Here is a 14471-nt window from a genome sequence, read left to right as displayed (position 1 = left end):
GAGGCAAAGAGGGGACTATGGCCTATGGCCGTTGAAGACGCCCGTCCTGAGCGGGCAACCGATCGCGCATCCTGGATCAACGATCCCAAGGTCCGCGGCGCCTTCTACCAGATCCTGCTGGTTCTGGCGCTCGCCTGGTTGATCTGGGAAATCATCGACAACACCAGGACCAACCTCGAACAGCGCAACATGGCGACCGGCTGGGGGTTTCTCGACGAGACCGCCGGTTTCGGTATCATCCTGAATCTGATCCAGTATTCGGAAATCTCCAACTACGGCCGGGCGCTTTTCGTCGGGTTTCTCAACACGCTGCTGGTTGCCGGCATCGGCGTTTTCCTCGCCACCGTCATCGGCTTCATCGTCGGCATCGCCCGCCTGTCGAAGAACTGGGTGATCTCGCGCATCGCCTATGTCTATATCGAAGTGCTGCGCAACATCCCGCTCCTGCTGCAGATCTTCTTCTGGTATTTCGCGGTGCTGCGCGCCGTTCCCGGCAAGCGGGAAATGGGCACCATCGTTCCCGGCGTGCACCTCAACATCGCCGGCCTGCGCGCCCCGGCACCGGTGTTTGAGGAGGGCTCGACGCCGACGGTGATCGCGCTAATCCTCGCCATCGTCATCTCATTCGTGATCAAAGGGTGGTCGGCGAAGCGCCAGGCCGCGACCGGCCAGCGGTTTCCGGTGCTGTGGACGGCGATCGGGCTTATCGTCGTGTTGCCGCTGATCGTCTTTCTCGCCACCGGCATGCCGATCAGCATTTCCTATCCGGAATTCAGGGATACCGGGCCGATGCTGATGCGCGGTTTCCAGGAGGGCACAGGCTTTGTGCTGATCCCGGAATTCCTGTCGCTGCTTCTGGCGCTCTCGCTCTATACGGCGACCTTCATCGCCGAGATCGTCCGGGCCGGCATCCTTGCCGTCAGCCACGGCCAGACCGAAGCGTCCTATGCGCTCGGCCTGAGGCCGGGATCGACGCTGCGCCTGGTGATCATCCCCCAGGCGATGCGCGTGATCATCCCGCCGCTGACCAGCCAGTACCTGAACCTGACGAAGAATTCCTCGCTCGCCGTCGCCATCGCCTATCCGGATCTCGTCTCGGTCGGCGGCACGGTGCTCAACCAGACCGGTCAGGCGATCGAGATCATCGCCATCTGGATGCTGGTCTATCTCAGCATATCGCTGCTGACCTCGGCGTTCATGAACTGGTACAACAAACGCATGGCGTTGGTGGAACGGTAGGTGACGGACATGACCATGACGCACGCCGACGAGTCCACCAGCGAGGCCTATGTCCGCGACCGTATGGTTGAGGATGCGGCGCCGCCGTCCAGCAGCGTCGGCGCCATCGGCTGGATGCGGGCCAACCTCTTCTCCAGCATTCCCAACACGATCCTGACGCTGCTTGGTATCTATATCGTCTACCTGGTGGTGCCGCCGCTCATCGAGTTCACTCTGGTGAATGCGGTCTGGGAGGGTGAGGACCGGACGGCCTGCGCCCAGGCCCATGGTGCCTGCTGGCCCTATGTGGAGGCCTATTTCTGGACTTTCATCTATGGCCGTTATCCCGATCCGGAGCGCTGGCGGGTCAATCTGACGTTCTTCCTGTTCGCGATTGGCCTGGTACCGCTGCTGGTGCCGCAGATGCCCTTCAAGCGCGAGGGCCTGATCTACATGCTGGCGTTCTTCCCGGTCGCCGCGCTGATCCTGCTCACCGGCGGCGATTTCACCTATGCCGGCTTCTTCCTGCCGATGCCGGAGGGCGAACTGCGGTTCTGGATCGAATTTCTCCTGGTTGCTGCCGCGGTTACCGGCGGCATCTACCTTTTGACGCGCGAGGCCGGCGGCAACGCCAAGGGCACCGCGCTCAGCATCCTTGCCGGGTTCGGCGTGCTGGCGGCCCTGTTCTTCGTGGCAAGCATCGATTTCGGGCTGGTCGAGGTGGAGACGCCGCTGTGGGGCGGCCTGCTCGTCACACTCGTCATCGCGGTCACCGGCATTGCCGCATCGCTGCCGATCGGCATCGCGCTCGCCCTCGGGCGGCGCTCCAATCTGCCGATCGTACGGTTGATCTCGGTGATCTTCATCGAGTTCTGGCGCGGCGTGCCGCTGATCACGGTCCTGTTCATGTCGAGCGTGATGCTGCCGCTGTTCCTGCCGGAGGGGATCACCTTCGACAAGCTGCTCAGGGCACTGATCGGTGTGGCGCTGTTCGCGTCCGCCTACATGGCGGAGGTGGTGCGAGGCGGCCTGCAGGCGATCGGAAAGGGGCAATATGAGGGCGCCATGGCGCTCGGCCTCAGGTACTGGCAGATGATGTCGAAGATCATCCTGCCGCAGGCGCTGACGCTGGTCATTCCGGGCATCGTCAACACCTTCATCGGCCTGTTCAAGGACACGACCCTGGTGCTGATCATCGGCCTGTTCGACCTCCTCGGCATCATCCAGAGCTCCTACACCGACCCGAACTGGGCGTCGCCGACGCAGAGCCACACGGGCTATCTCGTCGCCGCACTGATCTTCTGGGTCTTCTGCTTCAGCATGAGCCGATACTCCATCTACATGGAGCGCCGCCTCGATACCGGACACAAACGCTAGAGGGTTGTTCTGCGATCAGGGCCCGTGCCGACCACGGATGTGCGATGTCGCGGGCCCGAAAGCCAAGAAAAATAACAAACAGGCTGGTTGCGCGGATCAGATCGACCGTGACATGCGCCGGCAAAACGGAAAACGGCCAAGGTGAAATGAACCTTTTGCGCGCTGACGCATTTGAAAGACTAAGGAGCATGCCATGAGCGAATCCACCGGCGCCGCCGCCGCCGTTTCCGAGCCCCCCCGGCTCAAGATATCCGACGAGATCGCCATCGAGATGGTCGGCGTCAACAAGTGGTACGGCGACTTCCACGTGCTCAAGGACATCGACCTGACCGTCAAACGCGGCGAGCGCATCGTCATCTGCGGTCCGTCCGGTTCCGGCAAGTCGACGATGATCCGCTGCATCAACCGGCTGGAGGAACACCAGCGCGGCAACATCGTCGTCGACGGCATCGAGCTCACCGACGACCTCAAGCGCATCGACGAGATCCGCCGCGAGGTCGGCATGGTGTTCCAGCACTTCAACCTGTTCCCGCATCTGACGATCCTGGAGAACTGCACGCTGGCGCCGATCTGGGTGCGCAAGATGCCCAAGAAGGAAGCCGAGGATATCGCGATGCACTATCTGGAGCGCGTCAAGATCCCCGAGCAGGCGCTGAAATATCCGGGCCAGCTCTCCGGCGGCCAGCAGCAGCGCGTGGCGATCGCACGCTCCCTTTGCATGAACCCGCGCATCATGCTGTTCGACGAGCCGACCTCGGCGCTCGATCCGGAAATGATCAAGGAAGTGCTCGACGTGATGGTGGGCCTCGCCGAAGAGGGCATGACGATGCTGTGCGTCACCCACGAGATGGGCTTTGCCCGGCAGGTGGCCAACCGCGTCATCTTCATGGACTACGGCCAGATCATCGAGCAGAACGAGCCGGAACTGTTCTTCGACAACCCGCAACACGACCGCACCAAGCTGTTCCTCAGCCAGATTCTCCACTAGCGCCGCGGCCTGGCAGGGCGGCGCGGGTCCGCCCTGCCGCCGGCTCAAGCGCCAAACAGGAAAGGACGGAATGCGGCGTCGGGCATGCCCGGCGTTCAAACCCCCCAAATGCCACAAAGCTTTCACCTGTCAGGAAACGTCTCGAGCGTGGGCCGCACGCTCGATCTTCAAGTCACCTCGGGCGCCCGTTTCGGCGCCGATATCGACATCGACACCGGCGTTGCGGATGCCGCCGCCGTGACCGATCTCATCGGCACCTATCCGGAAGTCATCGAACGGGCCGAGATCGATGTCGGCGGAAGCCTCAGGCTCGTGCTGTCGAACCCGGCCACCACGAAGATCACCAAGCGGGTCGCCGACCCCTATGCGTGGCTTCTGGAGGCGGAAATCGAGTCGCCGGACGGACCGGCTGTCGCTCGCGGCAATTTCGAGGTCGTGCTGCAGCGCCGCTCCGAGCATGCGCCGGCCGACGATGTCGACGATCTGGGACCGCCCGTTGTGCGCAACTACGTGCAGCGCATCTGGCGCATCTGGCTGATCCTTAACGGTGCCCCGCCGAGCAAGATCGAAGGCGTCCTGACGGACTGACCCGCCTCCCCGCTTTTTTTGCTCGTAGGGATGACGCTAGCCGCCTAGGCGGCACCGCGCACTGGCCCCTTGTCTTCGATCTCGCCGCCGGCGCTCGCCCATTCGGTCCACGAGCCGTCAAAGAGCGCGTGGTGGGGATGGCCGATCACTTCCAGCGCAAGGTTGAGGACGGCGCCGTTGACGCCGGATCCGCAGGACGAAACGATCGGCCGGTGCAGATCGATGCCGGCGCCGGTCAGCGCCGCGCGGATGCCGTCGGCTTCCTTCATGCGGCTGCCGTCGGCGACCAGCAGTTCGGCCATCGGCAGGGAGATGCCGCCGGGCATGTGGCCGGAGGGCAGGCCCTCGCGGGGCTCGGGTTCCGTGCCGTTGAAGCGCGCTTGCGGCCGCAGGTCGACGACCTGTGCGGTATTTCCGGCAAGGGCGTGCCGCACCTCGGCGAAGTCACGCACGGCGCCGTGGTCGAAGCGAGCCGTGAAGTGGCGCTCGGGGCGGTCGGGGATGTCGTCGGTCAGCGGACGCTCCTCGGCGCGCCAGGCGGCAAGGCCGCCGTCGAGGACGACGACGTCCTCGACGCCCATCAGCCGGAACGTCCACCACACCCGTGCCGCGGAGAACATGCCGACGGCGTCGTAGACGACGATCCTCTGGCCGTCGCCGATGCCCATCTTTCGCATGGTGGAGGAAAACGCCTCCGGCCGCGGCAGCATGTGGGGCAGGGACGAGGTCGTGTCGGCGATGGCGTCGATGTCGAAAAAGACGGCGCCAGGGATATGCTCGACGCGGTATTCGGCGGCGGCGTCGCGGCCGCTGGTCGGCAGGTACCAGGAGGCGTCGACGATAACGACGTCGGGGGCGTCAAGGTGCCCGGCGAGCCAGTCGGTCGATACGATCCAGCGGGACCGGGCGTCGATCATGGAGGCGCTCACGAGGTCTTCCTTCCCTTTAAGGTGATTTTCTCTCTTCGGCGTCAGGCGTCGGCAAAGCGGATGCGCACGCGGCGGTTCTGTTTGCCCTTCTTTTCGATCTTGGCGACGACCACGTCGCCGATCTCGCCGCTCGAGGCGACATGGGTACCGCCGCAGGGCTGCAGGTCGGTCGCCTCGCCGATGCGCACCAGGCGCACGCGGCCGGAACCGGTGGGCGGCTTGACGGCCATCGTCTTGACGAGGCCCGGATTGGCGTCCAGCTCCTCGTCGGTGATCCATTCGGTGGCGAGCGGCTCGTCGAGCGCAACGAGACGGTTGAGTTCGGCCGTGATCTCGTCCTTGTCGAGGCCGGCTTCCGGAATGTCGAAATCGAGCCGGCCGTCATCGGCGCCGATCGAGCCGCCGGTGACGGGATAGGGCAGCACGGCAGAGAGCAGGTGCAGCGCGGAATGGATGCGCATGTGCCGGTAGCGCCGCTCCCAGTCGATGTGGCAGACGACCTTCTCGCCCGGATCGGGCAGGGTATCCGCTTCGGCGGGGACGTGGACGATCTCGCTCTTGTCGTCGCCATAGACGGTGGTGGCAATCGCGATCGTCGATCCGTCCTGCCGCTCCAGCCGGCCGCTGTCGCCGGGCTGGCCGCCGCCGGTGGGATAGAAGATGGTGCGGTCGAGGATGATGCCGCCGCGGTCGTTGACGGCCACGACCGTCGCCTCGCAGGTCGCAAGGTACGCGTCCTCGCGAAACAGCGGTTCGGTCTCATACGCCATTGTCAGGCCTCCTCGACCTTTTCGAACGGGACGTCGACGCTCGGCGCGCGCTCCAGCCAGTCCGGCACCGGCAGGTCCTTGGAGCGCAGGAAATCCGGGTTGAACATCTTGGAGGCATAGCGGGTGCCGTAGTCGCACAGCACCGTCACGATGGTATGGCCGGGGCCGAGTTCGCGCGCCAGCCGGATGGCGCCGGCGACGTTGACGCCGGACGATCCGCCGAGGCAGAGCCCCTCGTTCCTGAGGAGGTCGTAGACGACGGTCAGCGCCTCGGTGTCGTCGATCCGGAACGCGGTGTCGACCGGTGCGCCCTTCAGGTTTTCCGTCTCGCGGCCCTGGCCGATGCCCTCGGTGATCGAGGAGCCCTCGGCCCGGAACTCGCCGGTCTTGAAGAAGGAATAGATGGCAGAGCCCATCGGGTCGGCGACGCCGATGGTGATATCGTTGTTGCGCTCCTTCAGCGCCATGGAGACGCCGGCAAGCGTGCCGCCGGTGCCGACGGCGCAGATGAAGCCGTCGACGCGGCCTGCCGTCTGCCGCCAGATTTCCGGCCCGGTGGTATCGATATGGGCCTGCCGGTTGGCGACATTGTCGAACTGGTTGGCCCAGATCGCGCTATTCGGATCGGACGCCGCCAGCTTTTCGGCGATGCGGCCGGAAATCTTCACGTAGTTGTTGGGGTTCCTGTAGGGGACGGCAGGCACCTCGATCAGCTCGGCGCCGTACATCCTCAGCGTGTCCTTCTTCTCCGCCGTCTGGGTCTCGGGAATGACGATGACGGAGCGAAAGCCCAGGGCGTTGGCGACCAGCGTCAGGCCGATGCCGGTGTTGCCGGCCGTGCCTTCCACGATTACGCCGCCGGGTTTCAAAAGGCCCTTGGCGATGGCATCGCGCACGATGGAGAGTGCCGCGCGGTCCTTCACCGACTGACCGGGATTGAGGAATTCGGCCTTGCCGAGAATCTCGCAGCCGGTCTCCTCGGAGGCGCGGTTGAGGCGGATCAGCGGCGTGTTGCCGATGCTGTCGATGACGGACGGGGCGATGTCGGGCGTTTCGATGGCCATGCTGCTCGTTCGGTTGCCGCCGGGCGGTCTGCCGTGGCGGGGGCTCCCTGGACGGGTCCGAATTTAGAGGCAATTGCCGGCGGCGGGCAAGCGCGGTGGCCAGGCGGGGCGGGCGATAAGGGCGCGGCGCCGGATATCCGGCGCCTGCGTCGATTTCCCCCGGGATTTTCCAGTGTATACCGCCCGACTTGGCAACGACTTGCTATTTTGGGGGCTATTCGCTGATCCAATTTGCAGTATTTTGCGTAGCCAGACTTGGAATATGTGTTCTCTAGAAACGCAGGCCAGACGGGGAGCCGGGCGACAAGCCTCGATTCATGTCCGAATACGCTGACGCCATCGACGATCTGCTCTCGGCCCATGTGGCGGGCTCGCTTGCGCTGCCGCTCGACGTATTGGCACGCAGCTACCTGGAATTGTCACCGGACGCGCGGACGTTCACGCACGGCCTGGAGGCCGCCTCGGGCCATCTTCTCGACGATCTTCCGCCGGTCACGGTGAGCGCCCGGGATGCAATGCTGGAAAACGTGTTCGCCGTTCCCCGGGACGACGCTCCGCCGGCTCCCGCCTTGCGACCGGACGGGCCCGTTCCCGGTGCGCTGAGGCGCTTCGTCGGCCGCGATCTCGACCAGATCGAATGGATCGAGATGATGCCGGGCATCCTTTCCCACGAGATCGGGACCTATGACGGGATTGCGGCACGCATCGTCCGGCTGGCGCCCGGGCTCGTCATTCCGGCCCACGACCACGAGGGGATCGAGACCGCCCTGATCCTGGACGGCGGGCTGACGGACGAACAGCGGCAGTATCTTCGCGGCGACCTGTCGATCGCCGGTGCCGGGATCGTCCACCGCCAGCAGGTGGATTTCGACGGCGAGTGCCTGTGCTTCGCCGTCACCGTCGGGACGCTGAAATTCATCGACGAGATCTGATTCCGGCGCAATCCGTCCGCCTTCCCGTACGACGATAAGAAAACGCCCGGCAGCGGGGACTGCCGGGCGTCGTCTGTAACGCGGGGGGTGGAGGTCTTCTGGTGATTTCGCCTCGGTCGGGCGCCTTGGATTCGGATCAGAGGCCAGCAACGCGCATGGTGCCGAAGGCTTCCTTCATGCGGCGGATGGTGTCCTCGGCGTTTGCCACCTTGGCGCCGCGAATGGCCGTCTCGTGGGCCGCGCGGATGTCGCGCTTGGTCGTAGCAGCGGCTTTCTCGACGTTGTTCGGCTCACGAACGATGCGGGTGGTTGCCACCTGGGTGGCATCGGGGGCAACGCGATCCGTATAGGTCTTGTTGCTGGCCGTCAGGGCCGGGGTGTTGCCGCGAACGACGATCGCATAGCCGCCCGGCAAGACATGGCTCTCATTGGCGTGGATGGCGGCCTCGTAGACGACCTCGCCATAGCGGTCGGAAAGCTGCAGCCAGGTTTCGGTCTTGCCGTCCCGGGTGACGTCGCCGACCCACAGGCCCTGGTAGCGGGCGTCGTCGCCGGTCACGGCTTCATCGGCAATGGAAACAGTGAACTTGTCCGTCTTGAAGGTTTCAGCGGATGCGGGGACAGTCGTCGCGGCGATGCCCAGTGCAATCCCAACTACAGCGATCTTCGACAGACGAGTCATGGTATGCCTCCTTGGCATTGAATTGACCGATTGACTGTCAGGTAAACGACGCTCGGTTCAATTCTGTTCCATGACAACAGATGGTGTCGGCGAATTTGCGTTTAAAGAATGTGGGGGCCCGGGACCGGTAACGTTTTGCGTGATCGGCTCTTCGCGCTTGCGAATTGCCGTCGCGCGAACGCCTTGTCAGGCGCCGAAAACTGCGGGTTTTTCCATATCTTGCTCAAAACCGGCCTGGCATTCGCGGCGCAGCATCCGCAGGCGCAAAAAATCACCGAAAAATATTATTTTCACGGATGTGTGATCGCCGAGGGTGCGATTTGGGTGCGTTTTGGCGCGTCTCGGGTTCGCAAAATCGATGGCCGCGCGCGCCGGGGCGTCCCTCAAAGCCCGATCTTGCGGCCGAACCAGGACACGAACTTGATGGCGGCGTAACGCAGATGGTGCCGCCGGTCGGCGCGCAGGCGCGACAGGTTGCCGATCAGCCGCTCCGGCCGGCAATGCAGCATGGTTTCCGGGTCGATGTAGCGGCAATAGGCGATCATGGCGCAAAAGACGAGTTCGTCGATGCTGCGTTTTCGGGTGCGCCGCGGCGTGGAGGCGAGGTCCTCGGTGAGGCCCCAGCCGGCGTAGAAGGGCATGCCGTGAACCGTCACGGCCTTGCCGCGCATCAGCGCCTCGAAGCCGGCAAGGGACGAGACGGTCTCGATGCGGTCGCAGCCGTCGATGAGGTCGAGGATGTCGACGTCGCGCACGATCGCATCGGCGTAGCGCCGTGCCACGTCCTCCGGCACCTTGCCCTTGCGCAGATCGGCTTCCACGTCCGGATGGGGCTTGTAGACGATGAAGGCGTCCGGGTTGCGGGCGCGCGCGGCCTTCAGCAGGGACTCGTTGACGTTGCTGGCGCCGCTGCAGTCGACGGTCGTCGACAGCGTCTTCAGGATACCGGCGTCGTCGGCGACCTGGCCGGGGACGAGAATGCCGGGGTGATCCTTCGGGAAGACGTTTTCCGCCGCCCGCCGCCCGACATTGTATTTGGTGAGCCGCGCGGCAACGACCGCCTCCTTCAGGTGCCGGCCGCGGGCAATTTCGGCGTCCGTCAGCTCGCGGGTCTCAAGCAGGGTCTCCAGATCGCTCGGGCGCGTGGCATCGAAATAGATGCCGGTCGCATCGAAGGCGGCCGATGCGCCGCGGGCAAGCGCCGCCCCGAGGCCGACGGAGCGCAGGAACCCGTCCTCCATACGCGAGAACGGAACGCCGGCAGCGGCACAGGCAGCCTCCCGTTCCGGCGTCGCGCTTGCCGACCAGGCGATCAGCCGGCCGCTCTCATCCTTTGCCCGGGCAAGGGCCGCGTCGAAATCGTCGGTGAAGACGGCCGGCCCGGTCGGTCCTGCGAGCAGCGCGGCGACGCCCTTGTGGTTCCACCATTTGACACCGACGCAAAAGGCGCGGCGGTCGTTTTCCCGGATGCGCTGGCGAAGGAAGGCATAGAGGTCGAGCGCCTCTTCGGGATCGAGGGCGCCACCGTCGTAGGGATCGCGATAAAGGAGGCTGCCGGCAAGGACGGCATCGGCGAAGACGGTCTCGCTCGGCACGGGATCGAGATCGGTGCGGATCGCCTCCGGCAGGCCATCGGGGGCGTCGCCCGAAAAACCGCCGTCCTGCCAAAGTGCGAGCAGTTTTTCTCCGCGTGCCGCGTCGGCATTGCCGAGCGCTGCCTCGATGGCGGCGCGGCGCGGATGGTCCGGCAGCGGGGCGCCTGCGCCAAGATCGAGGCGCCAGAAGGAGAGCGGGCAGGCATCGGCGGAACGGGTCGGCTCAAGCGGGCCGACCGGGCCGCGCCCGAGGACGGTGAGCGGCACCTTCGCCCTTTCGGCCATGCGCGCCGCCCGCCTGATGTCGCCGGGCGCGGCGCTGCAGATGACGCGGTCGATGCTCGCCAGGCGCGCCGGCATCCACATCGGCACTCCGGAGACGCCGAGGAGCGCTTCGAGCTCGTGGCGCCAGCGGCCTATTGCCGGCGAAAGGAGGATTTTCGGGCGGGACATCGGCGGATCAGCCTTGCGAACTGACGAGGGATCGCGCCGGGGCGACGATCGGGGCGGTCATAGAGGTGCCCCGAGGGCGCGGGCGCGGTCAAGCCGGGGAGGCGGATCCACATAGGCGTCGGGCATGTTGAGGCGGCGCGACAGGATCCGCTCGGCCATGTTTTCCACCGCCGCCTTGAGGCCGTCGTCATTGTAGATCGAGCCGCGCACCTGCACCGTTCCGGTCAGCGCGCGGATGAAGGCGGCAAGCAGCTCCTCGTCGGGCGGCTCCGGCGCCGACCAGAAATCGTAGAGTTCGCGCCGGTCGGTCAGGCCCTCGATGTCGTAGATCGCCGGCGTCAGGGTTTTCGTCGGGCAGCCATGCATCAGGGCCTCGATGCCGGCGGTGCTGTTGACGGTGACCATGCCGGTGGCGAAGGGCAGCATCTCGTCGAGCCGGCCGCCGTCGAGATAGTGGATGCGATCGTCGAGGTCGTAGGCCGAGACGATGGCGCCGATGGTTTTCGGCCAGTTTTCCAGCCCGTTGTCGAGCGGGTGGCCTTTGATCAGGAGATGGGCCTCTTCCGAAGCATTGGCCGCGAAGGAGGCGATCACCGGCCGCAGCGCATCGGCCATGCCGTCAAAGGGCGAGTGGTCGCGGATCTGGAAGTCGCCCTCAAGCTGCATGGGAAAGACGAAGAACGGGATGGCGCTCCGCTTCAGGCGCTCCACGACGTCGCCCGCCTCGCGGTTGCGGCGCTTCTCGCCCGTCAGCCGCGCGATCCAGGCAAGGTATTCCGGCACCGGATGGTAGATCGTGTGGCGCCGGTAGTGGGGCCATAGCGGCGTGAACAGGACGTTGGAGAGATTGTAGACGACGTCCGGGAACGCGACCTTGAAGAAGCTGCCGCGGTAGATCGGCGTCAGGTCCGGCTCCGGCACCTTCTCGGCAATCGCGCGGATCGCATCCGGATCGTCCGGGAAGTGGGAGCCCGTCGACGTGGCGTCGCGCTCGATGGTCATCCAGTCGGGCCGGAGATAGCCGAGTTCCGTGGCGATCACCCTGATGCTGCGGCGGCGCGCGCAATCGGCGGCCAGCCGGTGGTAGATGCGCCGGTCGCCGTGCAGGATGAGGTCGGTAATGCCGTTGTCGGCCATGAAGCGGTCGACGAAGTCCGGCCAGTCGCGGACCCGGCCGCGGTAGGCGACGGCGCCGGGGCGGCGCCAGTGCAGCCAATCGCCGAAGCAGAGATTGATGCGGTGGACGGTGCTGCCGGCGCCCTCAAGGGCATCGGCGAGGCGCGCATAGAGCGGCGACAGCGGGCCTTGCAGGATGAGGAACGTGCGATGCCGCGCCGCGATCGGCATGGCGCCTATCCCGCCGGGCCCGCTTGGGCCGGCTCGCTGGGCTGGTTGCGCCGTTGCTTGGGCTTGAAGGAGGCGAGCATCGTCTCGTCGTCGACGACCGGCACGCCGGCGACCTTTGCCGCTTCGAGGCGCGGCGGCGGATCGATGAAGGCGTCCGGCTCGTTGACCGTGCCTTCGATCAGCCGCCTCGCCATTTCCGGAATGGCGACGGCACGGCCTTCCTTCGTGTAGAAATTGCCTTTGACCTGGATGGTGGCGCCGACGGCGCGCACGAAGGCATCGCGCAATTCCGGATCGGGCGGCTCGGACTTGGTCCAGAACTCGTCGAGCGATCCCTGGAAGGTGAGGCCGGGGATGTCGAAGACGGCGGCGCCCAGCACCTTGATCGGGCAGTTGGCGCGCATGGCGTGCAGACCGACCGTGGAGTTGATGAGGATGGTGCCGCGCACCCGGTTCAGCATGACGTTGAGCTTGCCGCCATTGATCAGGTAGACGCGCTTCCAGACGCCGGCGTCGCGGGAGATGCGCCGGACGATGCGGGCCCAGCCCTCAAGGCCGTTGTCGAGCGGATGGACCTTGAAGATCAGCCGCGCGTTCTTCGGCGCGTGGGCGGCGAAGGAGCGGATCGTCAGGTCGATGACTTCGGAAAGGTGCGTGAACGGCGAGTTGGCGCGCACCTGGTAGTCGCTCTGCATCTGCATCGGAAGCAAGAAGAACGGGAATTTCTGGCGCTTCACCTTCTGGGTCACCAGCTTGGCGAGCCGGTGGTTCACATAGCTCGACATCAGGCCGGGAATATAGCTCAGATAGTCGACCAGGGGGTGATAATACTTGTCCGCATCGTAGTTCGGATACAGGAACGGAAAGAACACCTGCGAGAGGTTGAAGACGACCTCGTGGCTGGCCTCGTGGCGGAACTTGTAGGGATACTTGGTCTCGCCGTCGAGCTCCGGCACCTTCGCCGCCAGTTCGCGGATTGTGTCCGGATCGTTCGGGAAATGGGAATAGGCGGACATGCCGCCGCGTTCCAGGGTGATCCAGTCGGGCCTCAGATAGCCGAATTCATAGGTCGTCGGGACGATGCCGTGCTTCCTGGCGACGGCGGCCGCGACCTTGTGATAGGGCAGGCGGTCGGCGTAGTAGACGACGTCGGTGACCTCCTCGCGGAGCATCAGCTCCTCGACGAAATCAGCCCATTCCTCGAACTTGCCGCGGAAGTTGACGGCCCCCTTCTTGCGCCAGTTGATGCGGTCGCCCGCGCACAGGTTCACCCGGATCGTGCGCTGGCCGCGGCGGTCGAGCTCGTCGCTCAAGAGCTTGGCGAAGCTGGACGGGGGACCCTGAAGGAAAAGAAAGACGCGGCGGCGTTTCGCTGTCATACCCAATTACCAAACCGGAACGCTCGCCGGTTTTCCGGAGCAATGGACACGGCGAAGGGAGAATTGAGGCTCGGGTAGCATCCGCGCCGGGGGGTGTCAAGAAATGGCACCCGGCTGCCGCCATTCAGTTTCCTTACCCGCAAAAAGTCGCGCAAATTCAACTCACTTGCAAATGCCGGCGGGAGTCCGGGTGCCTCGACAGCGCCGGATTCCGCTGCTACTCGATGGCCCGGCCCTAGTGGCTATTATATCCTTGAAAGGACACGAAAAGCATGCCTCGACCCGACCCGAAATCGATCCTGATCACCGGTGCCACCGGTGGCATCGGAATGGCGCTGGCGCGGGCCTATGCCGGCCCGGGGATCGTGCTCGGCCTGACCGGCCGCGACGGGGCAAAGCTTGAGGCGATTTCGGGCGAGTGCCGGGAGAAGGGCGCGACCGTCGTTGCTGCCAAGGTCGACATCCGCGACCGCGCGGCCCTGCACGACTGGCTCGCCGGCCTCGACGCGCGGCATCCGGTCGATCTGGCCATCGCCAATGCCGGGGTGACGGGCGGGCTCGGGCCGGGCCGGAGCCGGGAGAGCGATGCCGATGCGGAGCGCCAGGCGGAGATCAACTACAAGGGCGTCGTCAACACGGTCTCGGGCATCGTCGAGCCGATGCGGACGCGCGGGCGCGGCCAGATCGCGCTGGTCTCGTCGCTCGCCGGGATCATGGCGCTGCCGGACATGCCGTCCTACAGCGCCAGCAAGGCGGCCGTCGTTGCCTATGGGGATTCCTTGCGCGGCTGGCTGAAGCCGTTCGGCATCCATGTGACGATCATCTGCCCGGGCTTCGTCACCTCGGCGATGTCGGCGCGGCACCAGGGGGCGAAACCCTTTGAAATCTCTGCGGAAAAGGCGGCGACGATTATTCAGAGGGGCGTGCGGGCGCGGCGCGCGATGGTCGCCTTCCCGCTGCCGCTGGTCGTCGGCATCACCCTCAACAGGATGCTGCCGAGGAAGATCGGCGACCTTTTCATGGGCGGATTTTCGGCCGAGATCGAGCCGGACGGAAGAAAGGACTAGAGCGCTTTGCGTTTAATCTGCGACATATCCTGACGCTTTGAGGAAGTTGAAGCATTCTTCGGGGTCGAAGAGGTCGCAGATG

The 14471-nt window shown here is 65.2% G+C and carries 14 protein-coding genes; 6 read left to right on the top strand and 8 right to left on the bottom strand.

The genetic code is table 11. From position 1 onward, the window contains the following. The first annotated feature begins 24 nt into the window (after nucleotides 1–24). The 4 genes from CH339_RS18195 (at nucleotide 25) to CH339_RS18180 (ending at nucleotide 4171) form a co-directional block, all read left to right on the top strand. The gene (locus CH339_RS18195) at nucleotides 25–1239 is read left to right on the top strand and encodes an amino acid ABC transporter permease (protein WP_111435805.1); all 1215 of its coding nucleotides are present in this window, start codon (nucleotides 25–27) and stop codon (nucleotides 1237–1239) included. A 9-nt stretch (nucleotides 1240–1248) separates the two neighbouring features. Then, nucleotides 1249–2595, top strand: a complete 1347-nt coding sequence (locus tag CH339_RS18190) for an amino acid ABC transporter permease (protein ID WP_111435827.1) — start codon at nucleotides 1249–1251, stop codon at nucleotides 2593–2595. 193 nt (nucleotides 2596–2788) lie between these two features. Further along, nucleotides 2789–3583, top strand: coding sequence for an amino acid ABC transporter ATP-binding protein (locus tag CH339_RS18185; protein ID WP_111435804.1), 795 nt, complete (start codon nucleotides 2789–2791; stop codon nucleotides 3581–3583). Nucleotides 3584–3730: 147 nt separating this feature from the next. Beyond that, on the top strand, nucleotides 3731–4171 hold the full coding sequence (locus CH339_RS18180; RefSeq protein WP_111435803.1) for a hypothetical protein: 441 nt from the start codon (nucleotides 3731–3733) through the stop codon (nucleotides 4169–4171). A 44-nt stretch (nucleotides 4172–4215) separates the two neighbouring features. On the opposite strand, the gene sseA is transcribed toward CH339_RS18180, so the two are convergent. Genes sseA through CH339_RS18165 form a run of 3 tightly spaced genes read right to left on the bottom strand, consistent with a single transcriptional unit; the run spans nucleotide 4216 to nucleotide 6934 of the window. After that, nucleotides 4216–5100, bottom strand: a complete 885-nt coding sequence (gene sseA / locus CH339_RS18175) for a 3-mercaptopyruvate sulfurtransferase (RefSeq protein ID WP_306461184.1) — start codon at nucleotides 5098–5100, stop codon at nucleotides 4216–4218. 41 nt (nucleotides 5101–5141) lie between these two features. Further along, nucleotides 5142–5870: an alanyl-tRNA editing protein gene (locus CH339_RS18170; RefSeq protein ID WP_111435801.1), complete on the bottom strand. Its 729-nt coding sequence runs from the start codon at nucleotides 5868–5870 to the stop codon at nucleotides 5142–5144. A gap of 2 nt (nucleotides 5871–5872) precedes the next feature. Further along, a complete protein-coding gene (locus CH339_RS18165; protein ID WP_111435800.1) occupies nucleotides 5873–6934 on the bottom strand; it encodes a cysteine synthase A in 1062 nt (353 codons plus the stop codon). A 317-nt stretch (nucleotides 6935–7251) separates the two neighbouring features. Here CH339_RS18165 and CH339_RS18160 point away from each other — a divergent pair, with 317 nt between their 5' ends. After that, on the top strand, nucleotides 7252–7866 hold the full coding sequence (locus tag CH339_RS18160) for a cupin domain-containing protein (protein WP_111435799.1): 615 nt from the start codon (nucleotides 7252–7254) through the stop codon (nucleotides 7864–7866). Nucleotides 7867–8002: 136 nt separating this feature from the next. Here CH339_RS18160 and CH339_RS18155 read toward each other — a convergent pair whose 3' ends face one another. The 5 genes from CH339_RS18155 to CH339_RS18140 all read right to left on the bottom strand — a co-directional run bounded on the left by CH339_RS18155 (nucleotide 8003) and on the right by CH339_RS18140 (nucleotide 13322). Further along, a complete protein-coding gene (locus tag CH339_RS18155; RefSeq protein WP_146610235.1) occupies nucleotides 8003–8548 on the bottom strand; it encodes a hypothetical protein in 546 nt (181 codons plus the stop codon). A 186-nt stretch (nucleotides 8549–8734) separates the two neighbouring features. Continuing rightward, the gene (locus tag CH339_RS24420; protein WP_146610234.1) at nucleotides 8735–8935 is read right to left on the bottom strand and encodes a hypothetical protein; all 201 of its coding nucleotides are present in this window, start codon (nucleotides 8933–8935) and stop codon (nucleotides 8735–8737) included. Then, nucleotides 8932–10596 carry a capsular polysaccharide export protein, LipB/KpsS family gene (locus CH339_RS18150; RefSeq protein ID WP_111435797.1) on the bottom strand — a complete coding sequence of 555 codons (1665 nt, stop codon included), beginning with the start codon at nucleotides 10594–10596 and terminating at the stop codon, nucleotides 8932–8934. The genes CH339_RS24420 and CH339_RS18150 overlap by 4 nt, the downstream gene beginning before the upstream one ends. A 57-nt stretch (nucleotides 10597–10653) precedes the next feature. Next, nucleotides 10654–11943 carry a capsule polysaccharide biogenesis protein gene (locus tag CH339_RS18145; protein WP_111435796.1) on the bottom strand — a complete coding sequence of 430 codons (1290 nt, stop codon included), beginning with the start codon at nucleotides 11941–11943 and terminating at the stop codon, nucleotides 10654–10656. Nucleotides 11944–11948: 5 nt separating this feature from the next. Next, nucleotides 11949–13322 carry a capsule polysaccharide biogenesis protein gene (locus CH339_RS18140; protein ID WP_111435795.1) on the bottom strand — a complete coding sequence of 458 codons (1374 nt, stop codon included), beginning with the start codon at nucleotides 13320–13322 and terminating at the stop codon, nucleotides 11949–11951. A gap of 272 nt (nucleotides 13323–13594) precedes the next feature. Here CH339_RS18140 and CH339_RS18135 point away from each other — a divergent pair, with 272 nt between their 5' ends. After that, entirely contained in the window at nucleotides 13595–14389 is a 795-nt protein-coding gene (locus CH339_RS18135) for an SDR family NAD(P)-dependent oxidoreductase (protein ID WP_111435794.1), read from the top strand. Nucleotides 14390–14471: the final 82 nt, after the last annotated feature.

It is taken from the genome of Rhodobium orientis (genome assembly GCF_003258835.1).
GTDB lineage: Bacteria > Pseudomonadota > Alphaproteobacteria > Rhizobiales > Rhodobiaceae > Rhodobium > Rhodobium orientis.
This window is presented reverse-complemented; position numbering and strand designations above follow the sequence as displayed.

What these genes read in the sequence shown, in the direction of transcription:
- CH339_RS18190 (WP_111435827.1), top strand. Translation starts at nt 1,249, where the DNA reads ATGACCATGACGCACGCCGACGAGTCCACCAGCGAGGCCTATGTCCGC.
- CH339_RS18135 (WP_111435794.1), top strand. Translation starts at nt 13,595, where the DNA reads ATGCCTCGACCCGACCCGAAATCGATCCTGATCACCGGTGCCACCGGT.
- CH339_RS18170 (WP_111435801.1), bottom strand. Translation starts at nt 5,870, where the DNA reads ATGGCGTATGAGACCGAACCGCTGTTTCGCGAGGACGCGTACCTTGCG.
- CH339_RS18185 (WP_111435804.1), top strand. Translation starts at nt 2,789, where the DNA reads ATGAGCGAATCCACCGGCGCCGCCGCCGCCGTTTCCGAGCCCCCCCGG.
- CH339_RS18145 (WP_111435796.1), bottom strand. Translation starts at nt 11,943, where the DNA reads ATGCCGATCGCGGCGCGGCATCGCACGTTCCTCATCCTGCAAGGCCCG.
- CH339_RS18155 (WP_146610235.1), bottom strand. Translation starts at nt 8,548, where the DNA reads ATGACTCGTCTGTCGAAGATCGCTGTAGTTGGGATTGCACTGGGCATC.
- CH339_RS18160 (WP_111435799.1), top strand. Translation starts at nt 7,252, where the DNA reads ATGTCCGAATACGCTGACGCCATCGACGATCTGCTCTCGGCCCATGTG.
- CH339_RS18195 (WP_111435805.1), top strand. Translation starts at nt 25, where the DNA reads ATGGCCGTTGAAGACGCCCGTCCTGAGCGGGCAACCGATCGCGCATCC.
- CH339_RS18150 (WP_111435797.1), bottom strand. Translation starts at nt 10,596, where the DNA reads ATGTCCCGCCCGAAAATCCTCCTTTCGCCGGCAATAGGCCGCTGGCGC.
- CH339_RS18140 (WP_111435795.1), bottom strand. Translation starts at nt 13,322, where the DNA reads ATGACAGCGAAACGCCGCCGCGTCTTTCTTTTCCTTCAGGGTCCCCCG.
- CH339_RS18165 (WP_111435800.1), bottom strand. Translation starts at nt 6,934, where the DNA reads ATGGCCATCGAAACGCCCGACATCGCCCCGTCCGTCATCGACAGCATC.